The 15,133-nt window shown below is 43.0% G+C and carries 13 protein-coding genes; 2 read left to right on the top strand and 11 right to left on the bottom strand.

Annotated features, from left to right (window positions below; translation table 11 throughout):
• Positions 1–104: 104 nt before the first annotated feature.
• The 7 genes from treZ to FCR06_RS14480 all read right to left on the bottom strand — a co-directional run bounded on the left by treZ (position 105) and on the right by FCR06_RS14480 (position 9,123).
• On the bottom strand, positions 105–1,952 hold the full coding sequence (treZ, locus tag FCR06_RS14450; RefSeq protein ID WP_138500790.1) for a malto-oligosyltrehalose trehalohydrolase: 1,848 nt from the start codon (positions 1,950–1,952) through the stop codon (positions 105–107).
• 509 nt (positions 1,953–2,461) lie between these two features.
• Positions 2,462–2,866, bottom strand: coding sequence for a thiol-disulfide oxidoreductase DCC family protein (locus FCR06_RS14455; RefSeq protein ID WP_138500792.1), 405 nt, complete (start codon positions 2,864–2,866; stop codon positions 2,462–2,464).
• Positions 2,867–2,914: 48 nt separating this feature from the next.
• The gene (locus FCR06_RS14460; protein ID WP_138500794.1) at positions 2,915–6,439 is read right to left on the bottom strand and encodes an ATP-binding protein; all 3,525 of its coding nucleotides are present in this window, start codon (positions 6,437–6,439) and stop codon (positions 2,915–2,917) included.
• Positions 6,432–6,665: a response regulator gene (locus tag FCR06_RS14465; RefSeq protein ID WP_138500796.1), complete on the bottom strand. Its 234-nt coding sequence runs from the start codon at positions 6,663–6,665 to the stop codon at positions 6,432–6,434. The genes FCR06_RS14460 and FCR06_RS14465 overlap by 8 nt, the downstream gene beginning before the upstream one ends.
• Positions 6,662–6,919, bottom strand: coding sequence for a multiprotein-bridging factor 1 family protein (locus FCR06_RS14470; RefSeq protein ID WP_138500798.1), 258 nt, complete (start codon positions 6,917–6,919; stop codon positions 6,662–6,664). The genes FCR06_RS14465 and FCR06_RS14470 overlap by 4 nt, the downstream gene beginning before the upstream one ends.
• Positions 6,920–7,074: 155 nt before the next feature.
• A complete protein-coding gene (locus FCR06_RS14475) occupies positions 7,075–7,890 on the bottom strand; it encodes a DUF1838 domain-containing protein (protein ID WP_138500800.1) in 816 nt (271 codons plus the stop codon).
• Positions 7,891–8,493: 603 nt separating this feature from the next.
• Positions 8,494–9,123 (bottom strand): glutathione S-transferase family protein, encoded by a 630-nt coding sequence (locus FCR06_RS14480; RefSeq protein WP_138500802.1) that lies wholly within the window; start codon positions 9,121–9,123, stop codon positions 8,494–8,496.
• A gap of 716 nt (positions 9,124–9,839) precedes the next feature.
• Here FCR06_RS14480 and FCR06_RS14485 point away from each other — a divergent pair.
• Positions 9,840–10,217 carry an S-layer homology domain-containing protein gene (locus FCR06_RS14485; protein WP_138500803.1) on the top strand — a complete coding sequence of 126 codons (378 nt, stop codon included), beginning with the start codon at positions 9,840–9,842 and terminating at the stop codon, positions 10,215–10,217.
• Between the two features lie 11 nt (positions 10,218–10,228).
• On the opposite strand, the gene FCR06_RS14490 is transcribed toward FCR06_RS14485, so the two are convergent.
• The 4 genes from FCR06_RS14490 to FCR06_RS14505 all read right to left on the bottom strand — a co-directional run bounded on the left by FCR06_RS14490 (position 10,229) and on the right by FCR06_RS14505 (position 13,461).
• Positions 10,229–10,657, bottom strand: a complete 429-nt coding sequence (locus tag FCR06_RS14490; RefSeq protein WP_138500805.1) for a COG3650 family protein — start codon at positions 10,655–10,657, stop codon at positions 10,229–10,231.
• A gap of 137 nt (positions 10,658–10,794) precedes the next feature.
• The gene (locus FCR06_RS14495) at positions 10,795–11,982 is read right to left on the bottom strand and encodes an AbrB family transcriptional regulator (RefSeq protein WP_138500807.1); all 1,188 of its coding nucleotides are present in this window, start codon (positions 11,980–11,982) and stop codon (positions 10,795–10,797) included.
• 526 nt (positions 11,983–12,508) lie between these two features.
• On the bottom strand, positions 12,509–12,844 hold the full coding sequence (locus tag FCR06_RS14500; RefSeq protein WP_138500808.1) for a hypothetical protein: 336 nt from the start codon (positions 12,842–12,844) through the stop codon (positions 12,509–12,511).
• A 251-nt stretch (positions 12,845–13,095) separates the two neighbouring features.
• Positions 13,096–13,461: a Lin0512 family protein gene (locus FCR06_RS14505; RefSeq protein ID WP_189523427.1), complete on the bottom strand. Its 366-nt coding sequence runs from the start codon at positions 13,459–13,461 to the stop codon at positions 13,096–13,098.
• Positions 13,462–13,678: 217 nt separating this feature from the next.
• On the opposite strand from FCR06_RS14505, the gene trmFO reads away from it, so the two are divergent.
• Entirely contained in the window at positions 13,679–14,992 is a 1,314-nt protein-coding gene (gene trmFO / locus FCR06_RS14510; protein ID WP_138500812.1) for an FADH(2)-oxidizing methylenetetrahydrofolate--tRNA-(uracil(54)-C(5))-methyltransferase TrmFO, read from the top strand.
• The last annotated feature ends 141 nt before the right edge of the window (positions 14,993–15,133 follow it).

The following is a 15,133-nucleotide window of genomic DNA, read 5'->3' on the forward strand; positions in this document are numbered from 1 at the left end:
TCCTAAGTCATAAGGGACTGACAAACAAAAAATATCACACTGTTGGCAGTCAACAGTCATCAACTTCAAATGAGACAACTTATTTGTTGTAGTTCCCTAACTTACTAACTCTTTTCATACAGTACTAAACTAATCGGTTGCAATTTTACTTCTTCTCCCGCAGATAGAGATTCAGGGGCTTGGGAACCAGGCCCAGACCATGAGGTGTCTGCTGAATCTAATAGTTTCTGAGCATTATATTGAATTGGCAAAGCCACAGTTACAGGAGAGGAATTAAAATTCAATACAAATATTAGTTCACTCGTTTCATACGAACGACGCACGATAACCAATTGCTTATCTTCATCACCAGTGGCTTGGATAGAGTTGCGCTCTTGGTTAAGAAGTACTTGATGGGTTTTGCGTAAATTAATTAATTGGCGATACCAATCCCACAAAACTTTGTGGTTACCTTCGTTGCGTAATTCCCAGTTGAGTTTACACTTTAAGAAGGTTTCTGCAGATTCGGGATCTGGTGGATCTTCGTCGTAGTGAAATGCTTCAAATTCTTGTTTGCGTCCGGCTCGAACTGCTTGAATTAAATCTAGGTCGGAGTGACTGACAAAGTACATGAAGGGAGCAGTTTCGCCGTATTCTTCTCCCATGAATAATAACGGCAAATTAGGTGATAGTAGCACAGCACCAGCAGCTAATTTTAGTCCTTCAAAAGAGATGCGCGCTGTGAGGCGTTCTCCATGCATTTGGTTGCCGATTTGATCGTGATTTTGAATGCAGATTAAAAACTGTGACAAAGAGCGATCGCGGCAAGAAACGCCATGAAATCGTTTGCGATCGGGCGAGTATTTCCAATCGTAAACAAAAGTATCTTGATAAGCTTTTGCTAGGTCGGCAAATGTACCAAAATCCTGATAATATCCTTGGCGATCGCCTGTTAAAACTGCATGTAATGAATGGTGAAAATCATCACTCCATTGGGCATCGAGTCCGTATCCACCCAATTCTGCTGGACGAATTATTTGCGGATTATTTAAATCGCTTTCGGCAATTAAATGGCGTTTCCATCTTTGCCCTTGTTGGGAAAAATGATGAACTGCTTCCGCTAATTCCCACAAAAAATGCTTTGCTCCCAAGTCATAAATTGCTTGAATTGCATCTAACCGCAATGCATCAATGTGGAATTCGCCCAACCAATAAACCGCATTTTGGATGAAATAATTTCGCACGCCCATACTCATGGCATTATCGAAATTCATCGCATTGCCCCAAGGCGTTTTATAAGTTTCGGTAAAGTAGGGCGCGAACTGATTCATGTAATTCCCTTCTGGCCCAAAGTGGTTGAACACCACATCCAGCACAACAGCAATACCGTTTTCGTGGCAAGCATTCACCAGTTGTTTGAGATCGGCTGGGCTACCGTAGGAATTTTGTACAGCATACAGATAAACGCCATCATAGCCCCAGTTCCGGTATGCCAAATCAGGCTCAATATGTGTATCTCCGGGAAATTGGGAAATGGGCATAATTTCAATCGCGTTAATTCCCAGTTCTCGCAGTTCGGGTAAACGGGGAATAATAGCGGTGAAGGTGCCTTCAGGTGTGAATGTCCCGACATGAACTTCATAGAAAATCATCGACTCCACAGAAATCCCAGTCCATCCTTCATCAGTCCACTCGAATTGATGATCGACAATTTGAGATGGGCCATGCACGCCTTCAGGTTGATATTGCGACGCCGGGTCGGGAAAGGCGTTTTCCTCGTTTAGCACATACTGATAAAGTGTTCCCGGATATACATCATTCACCTTCGTCTGCCAATATCCCTCTGCTTGAGGCTTAAGGGCAATTACCTGCGGTTCTGACGTCAAAATTCGCACTGCAACACTATCTAACGTAGGAGACCAAACTGTAAATTCACACTCTCCGTTACCCAAATAATTTGCACCAATTCTCACAGAGATTCTCCACTCTAATAATGTTATGCGCTGGATTTTAGCGTCAGAGTAACTTCATGTTACATGAACTTTACAATCACGCCAAATAGGATCATGATTTTTCCACAAGACTTTTTACTAGTATCCCAGGGCTGAATATTATTAGTACAGAACTCTGTCTAATGATTAAATTTACTCAACTTAGAGCCTGAGCGAATCTAATTCATCCGTTTTGCGAGAAATCTACTGTATTATTCACAACTCTCTGCCTCAGAGCATCTCCTGAAACGAACTGACAAATAAAAAATATCCCACTGTTTATAGTCAACAGTCATCACTCAACAACTTCAAACCGGATAATTTATTCTTGGAGTTTCCTTATATTAGGACAGCTAAATGGAACGGCATGGAAAAACAAAACTATGTTAGTAAAAAATAAATAGGCTAAAACCTCTTTTCTACTGCCTTCTGCCTCCTACCTCCTGCCTCATCCCAACGATAAATATTCACACCAACCTACTCATCCACTCCTACAGCTTGCAGCTACCATCAACACAATATGCAGATTCATAAGTACTAGAACGCTTGCCAAAGATAGTGTAGCGATGATCGCGGAGTTGTTCGTAAAAGCGATCGCCAGCCCACTTGATCCCCGGTAACGCCCGATAAGCGTCTACAAATATACTTCCTACTGGCAATAACCGCCCAATTTCTTCTGCTGCATTACTACCTTGCCAACGTCTTGAAAGGTTGTTGCCATCGATTAAAATCATTCCCTGTTCGCAATCACAGGCTGTAATTCCCCACTCGAAAAGTTTCTGTTCATCTTGCATGGGAGTGTATTGAAACAGCTTTCCCCGATCTAAGTTTTCTAGCAATTGTACTAAGGTAACGCAGAGATTACAATTTCCGTCGTAAATTACGTAGTAAGTCATAGAAATAAAGGTCGATTTGGCATGATATTTTTAAACTAACATCTAGCGTTATGAGACTTTATTCTCATGCAAAAGATTGACGATCGCACTAATCAATTTCTCAGGCACGATTGGTTTAGTCAAGTGGATTTGAAATCCTGCGGCGATCGCCTGTTGTCGATCTAACTCTCTGGCGTAAGCAGTTAGGGCGATAGCTGGAATCTTTCCTCCTCGTTCGGGTGGGCGTGAGCGAATCTGCCGCATCAGCATATAGCCATCCATCTGTGGCATGCCCACATCGCTGATAATTAAATCGGGAATCAACCGATCTAGTGCTGGCAATACTTCCAAACCAGAGGCAACGGCTGTCACCTTCGCACCGCTTTGTTGGAGCAAAAATGCTTGAAACTCGCGGGTATCAGTATCGTCATCCACAAGTAAAATTTGAATGTTGTCTAAAGGTACTTGTGGCTGGGCTGTGGTGGGGGTTGGTTCAGAGATGCTCACCATTGTCTGCTGCATAGTAGGTAATTGCACAATAAAGGTAGTACCTTGATTCGCTCCTTGACTTTCTGCCCGAACTGTGCCGTCATGCATCTCCACAATTTGCCGTGCGATCGCTAGCCCTAATCCCAATCCCCCAAACCTGCGCGTCGTCGAGCCGTCTTCTTGTCGGAAGTACTCAAACACATGGGGGAGGAACTGCGGATTGATACCAATTCCTGTATCGATTACCCGAATCTGTGCCAGTCCGTTGAGTTGCCGCAGTTCAATGGTCACTCGTCCGCCATTTGGTGTAAACTTGACTGCATTAGTAAGCAAGTTCCACACGACTTGCTGTAAGCGGGCAGGATCACCGAAGACAACGCCAACCGTGGTGTCGAGGTTAAGCACGATTCCAATCTGTTTCGCCTCGGCTGCCAAACGCACGGTTTCAATAGCCGCAGAAATCACAAAGGTCAAACTGACACGAGCCTTTATTAAGGACAGTTTGCCTTGGATAATTCGGGAGATGTCCAGCAAGTCTTCGATTAGTTGCGTCTGAAGTTTGGCATTGCGCTCAATCGTTGCCAGTGCTTCGGCTTGACGGGTTGCGTCGAGTTTACCCTTTTGCAGTAAGCCTGTCCAGCCTAAAATCGGATTTAGGGGCGATCGCAATTCATGAGACAGCACCGCCAAAAATTCATCTTTAATCCGGTTTGCTTGCTCTGCTGCTTCTCGTGCAGCTTGTTCCCGTGCCAAAAGTTGTTCTCGTTCTGTTTCAGCCTGTTTGCGATTGGTGATGTCGTAGGAAACTGCCAGCACTGCCTCAACCTCATTTTGCTCGTTGTACAGAGGTGTACCATGAGAAATGTAGTGGCGATCGTGGCTGAAATGCTCCCAGCTAAATGGTTCGCCAGCGAGGGCTTGGCGAAAGTAAGGTTCATAGTGGGTTGCCAAATCTGGATCAAGGGCTTCCCAAATGGTTTTGCCCACCAAGTCCGCAGAAGTCATGCCTGCCTCCTCAATCGCTTTGCCCTCTGCCAGTTGATAGCGCAAATCGCGATCTACAATGAAGGCAGCTCCATTCGGCAAGTTAGCGGCGACTGCACGGAGGCGGGCTTCGCTTTGAAGCAGGGCAATTTCTGCTTGTTTGCGATCGGTGATGTCGAGTGACATACCAACCATTTGCAGCGGAGTTCCGTCGGTGTCATAGAGGGTACAGCCTCGCACAAATGCCCAGTGGAGACTGCCATCGTCCCAAACAGTGCGGTACTCCACGTCGTAATCTGAGTGCTGTTTGATCGCCTGCTGAATTGCTTCCTGTACCCAACCTCGATCCTGGGGGTGAATCCGCTCGATTAAGACTTGATGCGAAAAATCAGCATCCGGCAAAAAACCATAGTTTGCTTTGCATTGATCCGAGGAGGACAATGTGTTGGTCTTCAGGTCTAGCTGCCAGGAACCTAGTTTTCCAGTCTTTAAAGCTAACTTCAAATGCTGCTCGCTTAGGCGCAGTGATTCTTCAGCTTGTTTGCGTAAGCGCAGCTCGTTGTAGACATCAGTGATGTTAGCGAACAGGACGGCAAACTTGTGTTCTTGCGGCTCACCAATACGGAAGGCATTGACATTAAACCACCCCTTGAGTGCAACAGATTGATTTTCTAACCGAATTGGTTCGCCTGTTAACACGACTCTACCGTAAATTTCGATCCAGTAATTTTCTAGATTGGGGGCGAGTTCCCGCGCCGTTTTCCCTGTGGCTTGCTTGAGTCCCATTATTTTTTCAAATGCTGGATTGACTTCAAGCACTCGATAATCAGTTGGTTCTCCGTCGGAGTCAAACAGCATTTGGCAAATGCACAAGCCTTCATCAATTGTCTCGAACAATCTGCGATACTCATGCTCGCTCTGTTGCAAAGCAACTTCAGCAGTTTTGCCTTCGCTCACATCTGGAAAATAGATGGATAACCCTTGTTGGTGTGGATAGCAATGGTATTCAAACCAGACATCCAACGGCGAATAAAACGTTTCTAAACCAACACTTACCTGCTGTTGATGCGCCGGAGGAATACCCAAAGGGGATGAGGGAGAATTTACTTTCCCAGATTTGCGTTCTCGTTCGTAAGCGCGAGCATTAGCGATCGCTTTCGATACCTGTCCTGCCACCAGACTCAGAAATTCCCGATAATCCTCATCTAGAGGGCGACGGGGACTAATACCTGCAACTAGAAACCCCACTGGGCGTTCCTCAATCTGCCCTTCCAAGGGCAAGACGACAGCCGTTACAGGCGATTCACTCCAATGACCACCCGGCAAATCCCCGAATCGCTGTTGCAAATCGTCTACCTGCTGGATTGCCAAATGTGGCAATGACCATACTGGCGGCTGTGCAGTTAAATCAATCTCCATTGGACTGGCCGTTGTGCCAGGTTCCAGGTTCACCCAGCCCGCCAGCTGCGCTCGTTGACGGCTAGCATCTAGTAAATACAATAATCCAAAGGGAATATCGAAGGAGTTACTTGCCAAAACCTCAGCGGCAATTTTACAGGCAACTTCGGGTGATCGCGCTTCTAAAGCACGGGCAGCAAGGTCGCCGAGCGTTTGCAACCGCCGTTGACTGATTACCTTGCTTGTTGTCTGAGTCTGGGTAACAAGAATGCCTGCTACCTCACCGTTGTCCTCCCAAAGCGGTGAAAATGAACTCAAGCAATAGTTTTCTTCGAGATAGCCATGTCGGTAAACTGAGTAAAGCCGATCCTCTAACGTCAGAGCTTGGCAACTATTGCGGACTTGCTCAAATAGGGGCTTGACAAATTCCCACGCTTGGGCACAAGTTGTTGAATATGACTTGCCTAACATCCCAGGATGATTGTCACCTGCAAGCGCAATCAAGGCATCGTTGTAAATCTGAACATACTCTTCCCCCCAGAACAGGCACATGGGAAAGCTGTTTGCCAGTGCCATGTTGACAACTGAGCGCAGGCTTGGCGACCAGGTTGTGATTGCCCCTACTGCCGTTTGTGACCAGTCCAATGCGCGGATGCGATCGCCCATTTCCCCACCACCCACCAACCAATCGCTTGTCTTGCTTCTTGATGCTTGGTCAACCATTCCCACTTCTCCCAATTAGGAATGCGATCGCCCGAATTAATGCTTCCGGCTTTACAGGTTTTGCTAAATGCTCTAAAAATTTTGCTTGTAATGCTGACTGCTGGTTGAAGTCTCCAGCATTCATACTCAAGGCGATCGCATGAGTTGCCCCATCTCGCCTTGGCGCGCCAAGATGTCTTGAGAGTTTACTGCCCTGGTTTTTTGAGTCACGGTTTCCAGTCCTCATTCTTGAAAGTATTTAGCTAACAGCTCCCTGCCACATTCACGGACTGTTGCCTTTGACGAATTACTCATAGAGTGCAGCAACCCCTCAACTTGCTTCAAAGCTAAAGATGAAGGTACTGCACGCCCATTTTCCCAGCGATTCACGGTACGAAATGAAACCCCCAATTTAGCAGCCAACTTTTCTTGAGAAAAACCAAGCTGCTGCCGAAGCTCACGAATTAAATTGGCGACTTCCAATGGCATCATTAATGACATTGCTGAACCTAACCTCTTGTTATCAGGGTTACCTCTTATCGATTGGCATTGTACAACAAAAAATAGGACAAGTGTCATACCGCCTGTTATCGGGGTAGTGTGGGGAGACAAATGACTTTTGACTTTTGTACTTCCCCGCAGGGGCTGACTCCTTTTCAAAACTCTTCTGGTTGGGGAAGCGGGAAGATTTCACCAGCTAAGTAAGCCTGAAAGTGTTTTTGGAAGTACAACCAAGAAGTCATGTCTTCCCCATCAATAAAGGCTTTTGGCGCTTGTTTATATAAAGGAATACGGTTATTAATTTCATCTTGCAGGAATGAGGGCAGTTGTGTTAAATCATTGACTTTGCTACCAAAAGCGCTATAGATAAGTTGACCGGGGCGCTCGCCCATTTTCATCCAGGGAAGCCATTGACCAATTCTATCCCAACTCAGTTTCAGTTCAGAAACCGAACAGAGCGCTGGATTGAATAAATCTGCGGTTGGCACAGTTAATTTAAACAATTCTGCTGCCTGATAAATTGGATGTGGGCTGTATTCGGCAAATTGGCGATCATCTGCTAGGGGATTGGGGTAATAGGGAAATATATCAAAGATGAACGTTGTGCTATCACCATCTACTTGTGCGGGAAAATTTCCCTTAAAAGTACCCTGCACCGGATTATTCGCAACGTGGATGACTGGAACTGTCTCACCTGTCCAAGGATTCTCCCATTTCGCCAAAACTTCCTCTGTTTGTGGATTCAGGTAGTAAGTCAGTTCCCTAGAAGTAAAATCCCAGCTTCCTTCTTCTGTAGGAATACACCTGCTAACACTCAATCCAAATATTCTAAACAAAAGTTGTCTTTTCTCGCCGGGGATAAAAGCGTAAATTTTACCTTTCCAGATTAGGAAAGTGGATTCACTGGGGTCGAGAGAAGAACGAGTTTTAACCCAGTGCTGGGCTTCAAGTTCTTGGATTTGGGCAACCATCTAAAACATCCTTTGTATCTGGATAACAAAAGAATAAGCTAATTTGTCATTAGTCATTAGTCATTTGTCATTGGTCAGTTGTACTGTATGTACCCCTACCCCTGCTCTTAAGCAACCTAGCAAGAGCGTCTTTGTTAGGAGAAGCCGAGTATTAATTATTAATTCTTGCGTCTTTCCATCTACCCGACTCTTTATTTCAAATGTTAGTGACTAGCAAAGAACAAATTACTCACAAAAATCAATAGTCCCAATTTTAATGGTAATGATAATAATTATGATAAATAAATAGGTGCTTATCACCTCAGTTATTTATAAAAAACCATGCACTGGATAACAATTTTCCGGTTCATGATCATAATTAATAATAACTTTGTTATGCAGTTTCAACGTTTAATAATCTGTTTTTTCATGAAGTAATTCTTTCAATATCTGACAATATTAGTAAAATATTAATTTGTACCCACAGTCAAATTTGTGGGCGAATTTTGCTAGTAATATCAAAACTTATTTCCAGAGATTAGCAGCTTTGAGGTTTTTAAGGAACTACACGTGTGGATATATTTCTAATATAAATTGTCAGGCTATGATAATCATTGAATGCTGTTAGGCAAAATCGTATTTACCTCCACGTTCAAGGGCGCGTTTGTAAGCAGGTCGTGCATGGATGCGCTCAATAAATTCCTTAATCTTTGGTCGGTTTGAGATGAGTTCAGCTTCCATAGCGACTAATTCCAAAGGAAAGCTCATTTGAATATCAGCGGCGGTGAATTCTTCGCCTACAAACCACATACTTTTACCAAGTTCACTTTCTACATAATCAAAGTGAAGTTTGATTTGAGGCGCAATAAATGCGTCGTTTGCACTGCTGTCACCTCCCCCAAAACGATTGAAGATGAGATTCATCACCAAAGGGGGCATTGCCGAGCCTTCGGCGTAATGCAGCCAATAAGTATAGCGCACATGCTCCGGTGTACCAGATGGCGGGATTAACCGACCATTGCCGTATCGACCTATTATGTATTCGATGATAGCCCCCGACTCAGCAACCGTCTCTTGTCCATCTGTAATCACTGGTGACTTGCCGAGGGGATGGACTTCACGCAGCGATGCAGGTGCGAGCATCGTCTTTTGGTCGCGCTCGTAAAACTTGATTTCGTATTCGATACCTAATTCTTCAAGCAGCCATAGCACGCGCTGCGAACGCGAGTTGTTGAGATGATGGACAACGATCATAATGGTTACTTTTTTACAATAGAGTTACTAGTACTGTTACCGAATAAGTGAGAAATTGACACTAAGCAAAGTCGAAGTGTCAAGACAATTATATTTTCGGCTTTGGCACTATAGCAGGAGGCAGAAGGCAGTTCTTGCTGGAGGCAGGAGGTAAAACATTGCTATTCTTAATATCCACACTTTCAAGATGTCCTAACCTTTAATTCGCTTGCTATATTTTGTAGACACAAAGTGGGTACTGTTGCGAGAACGCTTAAAGGCGAACTTACAGCATATGGTATGTTTATTTCCATACCCACTCTACTAGGAGCTTTTCATCATCTCAACATATCATCAGTTCTCCTACTCTTCATCTATCTGATGGTTTGTCTTAGGTGTTAGGTAGAGGTAGCTCAAATGATTAGCAATTGCTCATAATATGGACTATGAAACAAACAAGGTTTGATGGAATGTCACAAACTTATCGTTAGCCGACATTCTCAGAAAATCGATTTATCAAAATAATAGCATTCACCTTAATGTAGGCAAGCGCTATTATTTTATTTCAATTTTAAAATAAAATCTAATTAAATTAAAGGCTTATCTATTTCTTCCTTGTAATTGCAGTATATTCATTTATAATTCCTTTTTTCTCAACTTGAACAATTAAGCTAAAGTTTGAAAGTAGAATACTAATTTGATAAGGTAAAGGAGTAAATGGCTTGTAACTGGGACCAATGTTTAACATATTATCAATTACTGGCTTACTCCCATTCGCCACCCTTACAACTAGCTTGGCACTAGCAGCAATTATTTTCTATCCATCAAAAACTCTGTCACAAACACCAAGCGACGCACGCAACACACTTCCCCAGGCAGGTTGCTTATCTGGGTATCCCGATAACACATATCGAGGTTCGCGCCCAGTTACGCGCTATGAATTTGCTGCTGGTTTGAATAGGTGCCTAAATCAGCTAAATCAACTTATTCCCGCAAACAGAGCCGATTTAGCAACGAAGGAAGATTTAGAAATTTTGCTCAAACGACAGAGTCAATTAAACCAACAACTTCGGGAACTCAACGAGCGAATTGACACTTCACCTGCTACAAAATAAGCAATGGGGCATCATTTTTTTTCGGCGCAACCTTCTAAAACTTTATTTCCCAAAACAAAAATTGCCGAGTAGGGATACTGTCGATCTGACATACCGTCGCTACAAGTATCTACTTTTTTGATGATTAAGATATTGTTGCCTTTGCCCTTAAGTCGGTAGACTCGCACCAAGTCTGCGGGACGCGCCTGTGCTTTTAGGGGTGCAACATAGGGGAAGGTTTGCTTTTGCACATCTGGTGAAGTGTAGACAATTCCCGTCTTGGTTACAGTAACACTCCAAAAAGGTTCTGTACCGTTAGCGATAAATTCTTCACTACTGACAGTTTCTGCAACATTGAGACTATTCCTAATAATAGATGATTCATTGGCACTACTGGCACTGTTAGCTAGTAAGCTACCGTTAAATAACAGCAGAGTAACACAACAGATGAAAGCTTTCATGTATGGAGAATCTATAATAATTTACTCGATAAAATATCATATCTATTTCTTTGGCTGCGCTGGTGGCTTAAGGATATCATCCAAGACTAGCAGCAAGTTATCGCTGATTTTTGGTTGTTTGATCACCAATGCCTGAATTAAGCTGCTTTTGAAAGTTGCTTATCCAAACGACGAAACAAAAACAGCCAAAGAGGTAGGGAACTGTTAATTGCAATTAGTCGCACTAAATGACCAGTTGTGACGATTTCAACATTATGATTTAATGTTAGAGAAACTAGAATCATTTCTGCTGAGCCTCCTGGTGCTGTGACTAAAAGACAAGTTAACCAGTCCCAAGAAGTTAGTTTCATGGCAAGTATAGCAGCGATCGCTCCGGTTGCGAGGGTCATGAGTACAGACATCAAAGCATAGCCGACAGTCCGCTTGGTAAAGTTGGGTTTGTCTCCCCAATATTCACCAATAGTAATTCCTAGCAGCATTTGACCGAATAAGTTAATTAAAGGTGGCGGACTAAAGCTAATATCACTGACAAAAGGCAGTAAATTTAGTAAAGGATTAAACCCCATACCAATCAACAATGCACCAAAAAAATCGCCAGCAGGAATTTTGAATAATATAGCCGGGTAAACTACTAATGCAGTAATTAGGAGTACTAATAAGAGTAGTCCTATTTGAGATGGCTCGAAATTGAGCAAAGCACTTTTTACAGGTGATATTTGCACATTCCAGTAATTACCTACCAAGGTTCTAGCGATGAAGGGAAATAGCAAAACTACTGAGGTAACGCGAATCGCTTGAACTAAAGCAACTAAGGTAACATCTTTATTGTAATCAGCTGCGATCGCTGCCATAATTCCCACACCACCTGGAACTGTGGCTAACATTGCTGTCAATAGGTTGGTTTTACTGAGGCGCGAGTAAATGTAACCAATGCAACTGCCACTCAACAGCAGAAATAAGGTGAGAAAACTAAAGATGGGAATATTAGAAGCAACATTAGTTAGATTAACGTGAGCATTAGAAGCGCCGACAGTTAAGCCGACAAGTGCCATTCCAACTTTTCTGGCAGTGCGATTAGGTTTGGGAGAATATTGATAGAAAACTCGATATGCTTGCAGAACCACTGTACCAGCTGCAATCCCAGCAAATATCCAAGCAATTCCACCAATTTGAAAGTTTGCTAGGAGTATGCCCATAGGCAATGCTAGAAGTATTTCCAAGACAAGGACAATTGGTTGTTTTACAAATAACTGTTGTTTGGTAGCAGTAAGATTTTCATGAGTGTGTTCTTCTAGCTTGGGAGCAACACTGACGCTTTGATTCATCGATAATAAGCTTTTTTATTAATTTGATACTAATATGAATTTTAACTGATAAATTGTTTTTACTCTAACAATGAATTGCAGCGAAAGTGATGTAGACGCCCTAACTCTTAAAAACAAACGTAAAGATTATTTTACTTCTAAATTCACCAATGATGACGTCTCAGTAGAGCATCTTTGGTCATAATTGTTAATAATCACTCCTTGATTATTGAGTGCTATTTAAACTCGGTTTTGACCAGTCACCATGTGGATAGTGGCAAAAGTTCTAGTGTTGGTTAAGAAATAGTCATCAATTAGACAAGTTTTAGTTAGTTATCAGTTAAGTTCAGGATGATGGTAACTTATAGATTATAAGACGTTATCACTAAATAACAATGCTGTTTAACCAGTATCAAAGTTTGATATCATCCCAGTAGTTTCTCTATGAGCAATGATGGCACAGGGGATGTTGGGTTTTGCTGTTGCTCAACCCAACCTACTTTCATTGTTAACTGAATTGGTGAATTCACTAATTCAGAATTCTTATTTAATCTTCGTCAAGCGCGGGGAAAGCTTCCTCAAATTGCCACAATCTATCTTTATTTTCAACGAACCAAATACGAGTTTCGGGAGTTAATTGACTCCAAACGTCGTCAGCAGGAACATGAGGAGATGCATATTGGTACTGCTTACCAAGTGATTTGAGATTGTCCGCTACATCACTGGGAATTCCGAACTGTTCCCAGTCAATTTTTACATTTCTTCCCGAAACTCCCGCTGTGGGATCGAAAATTATTTGTGCAGATCTGACTAAATCAGCAAAGTGTTTCGGTTGAAGTTTAGTGATTTCCTGAAGAAGTGATTCGTTATGCTCTTGAGACATTGTACTAGCAGTGGTGAATATGAGTGATGTATTAAATCAGTCAACAATTAATAGTTAACAGGAAATAGTTTTTAAGTTGTGAATCGTAAATAAATTATCAGCGAATGCTGTTAATCGTTCACTGATAACATTTTTAAATTTATAACTCCAACTTTGAGAACTGATAACTGATAACTGATTTTTGAATTTACTGCCAGAGATTTTTATCCCAATGTTTATAGTTTAGCGGCGAGTCGCTAACTTCATTATGACTAAGATTGTTCAACTAGAACTGTAACAGCTGCGATCGCAATTAACATTTCGTCATTTTGATCGTTGAGTTCCGGAATCGCTCGCCCTTGGACTACCATTCCCCCAGATTCTAGAGTCAGAGTTTTTTGACCAAATGGTAGTACAGCTAGTACTTCCTCTTGCCTAACTTTTTCTGGGTATGGTACTGCTACTTGAACTTCGACAATCATTTGATTGGGATTACTCAAACCAGCTACTTCCCAAACACCAGGTAAAGCATTATGAGCGATCGCATTGCGTACTGCCCTAGATGCTGCTACTGTTGGTTCTTGTCCATGCTGATCTACTCCCATCCCCATTTCAATTATCAATCGTTTACGCGCCATTGCAGCCTCCGGCAAATTTTGCACCTTGCTTCAAATACAAGCAATCTTTAGGGTACAGCATTGCTCAGATGTATCAACTAAATGTTAAAAGGACGCTCTAAATTTTTGACAAAAAACACGATTTCAGCCTGCATTCCCCACACCAGCTCGCATGGTGCGTTAGGCTGAACCCATAACACACCTATTTAAGATTTACTTGAGAAATAGTCTGTTAACTATGGAAAAACAACCGATACAAGTAATTGGAGGTGGACTAGCTGGAACAGAAGCAGCTTGGCAAATAGCCCAAGCTGGAGTACCAGTGATTTTATATGAAATGCGTCCAAAGCGCTTTAGTCCTGCTCATCATACAGAACATCTGGCAGAATTAGTATGTAGTAATTCCTTTGGGGCAATGGCAAGCGATCGCGCTGCTGGTTTGTTGCACGAAGAATTACGCCAACTTGGTTCGATTGTAATTTCCAAAGCTGATGAACATGCTGTTCCTGCTGGTGGGGCGCTAGCGGTAGATCGGGGACAATTTGGCCAAGACTTGACTCAAACTTTATCAAGTCATCCTTTAATTGAATTCCGCCGAGGTGAAGTGCAAGCTATTGGTGAAGGAATTGTAGTTTTAGCAACCGGCCCTTTAACCAGTCCTGATTTAGCAGAAGATTTGCACCGCTTTACGGGGATGGAATACCTCAGCTTTTTTGATGCAGCTAGCCCGATTATCGTCGGAGAATCGATTAACCGCGACATTGCCTTTATGGCATCACGTTATGACAAAGGTGAAGCTGCTTATCTCAACTGCCCAATGAATAAACAGCAGTACTTGCAGTTTAGAGAAGAACTGTGCAAAGCTGAACAAACAGAACTCAAAGATTTTGAACGGGAAACGGCAAAATTTTTTGAGGCCTGTCTACCCATTGAAGAACTAGCACAGCGGGGAGAAGACACCATGCGTTATGGCCCCCTGAAGCCAGTGGGTTTATCAGATAGTCGCACCGACGAACGTCCTTATGCTGTAGTGCAGTTGCGCCAAGAAGATAAAGCTGGTCAACTTTGGAACATGGTAGGATTCCAAACTAATTTGCGCTGGGGCGAACAAAAGCGGATATTTCAGCTAATTCCTGGTTTGGAAAAAGCTGAATTTGTGCGGCTGGGAGTAATGCACCGCAACACTTTTATTAATGCTCCTCAGTTGATGTATCCTACTTTGCAATTTAAAGGGCGTCCAACTTTATTCGCTGCTGGACAGCTAATTGGTACTGAAGGCTACACCGCAGCCGCAGCCGGTGGTTGCTTAGCGGGAATTAACGCAGCGCGGCTAGCTTTGGGTAAACAACCGTTGGCTTTACCACCAACAACAATGATGGGGGCGCTATTTGAATTTATTAGTTCTGCTGCGCCCAAACACTTCCAACCAATGCCCCCCAACTTTGGAATTTTTCCAGAATTAGGTATGAAAATCAAAAATAAACAAGAGCGTTATGGACGTTATCGCGATCGCTCTTTGGCTGACTTGGCAAACTGGAAAGCTAATAATTAATGGGCATAGAGTTGGGAGTGCTAAATCAAGAGTGTTTAGTCATATTATGTGCGGTTAAAGACTTATCATTAAGACCACAGGAGCAGGGATAGGGAATTCTTAGCAGGGTAAAAAAGGTTTCCTGGTTTTTGCACAGATGCG

Source organism: Nostoc sp. PA-18-2419 (assembly GCF_005869855.1).
In the GTDB taxonomy this organism is placed as follows: domain Bacteria; phylum Cyanobacteriota; class Cyanobacteriia; order Cyanobacteriales; family Nostocaceae; genus Nostoc.

Coding starts and splice junctions, on each gene's coding strand:
- FCR06_RS14455 (WP_138500792.1), bottom strand. CDS start 2,866: ATGACTTACTACGTAATTTACGACGGAAATTGTAATCTCTGCGTTACC.
- FCR06_RS14460 (WP_138500794.1), bottom strand. CDS start 6,439: ATGGTTGACCAAGCATCAAGAAGCAAGACAAGCGATTGGTTGGTGGGT.
- FCR06_RS14465 (WP_138500796.1), bottom strand. CDS start 6,665: ATGAGGACTGGAAACCGTGACTCAAAAAACCAGGGCAGTAAACTCTCA.
- FCR06_RS14470 (WP_138500798.1), bottom strand. CDS start 6,919: ATGTCATTAATGATGCCATTGGAAGTCGCCAATTTAATTCGTGAGCTT.
- FCR06_RS14475 (WP_138500800.1), bottom strand. CDS start 7,890: ATGGTTGCCCAAATCCAAGAACTTGAAGCCCAGCACTGGGTTAAAACT.
- FCR06_RS14480 (WP_138500802.1), bottom strand. CDS start 9,123: ATGATCGTTGTCCATCATCTCAACAACTCGCGTTCGCAGCGCGTGCTA.
- FCR06_RS14485 (WP_138500803.1), top strand. CDS start 9,840: ATGTTTAACATATTATCAATTACTGGCTTACTCCCATTCGCCACCCTT.
- FCR06_RS14490 (WP_138500805.1), bottom strand. CDS start 10,657: ATGAAAGCTTTCATCTGTTGTGTTACTCTGCTGTTATTTAACGGTAGC.
- FCR06_RS14495 (WP_138500807.1), bottom strand. CDS start 11,982: ATGAATCAAAGCGTCAGTGTTGCTCCCAAGCTAGAAGAACACACTCAT.
- FCR06_RS14500 (WP_138500808.1), bottom strand. CDS start 12,844: ATGTCTCAAGAGCATAACGAATCACTTCTTCAGGAAATCACTAAACTT.
- FCR06_RS14505 (WP_189523427.1), bottom strand. CDS start 13,461: ATGGCGCGTAAACGATTGATAATTGAAATGGGGATGGGAGTAGATCAG.
- trmFO (WP_138500812.1), top strand. CDS start 13,679: ATGGAAAAACAACCGATACAAGTAATTGGAGGTGGACTAGCTGGAACA.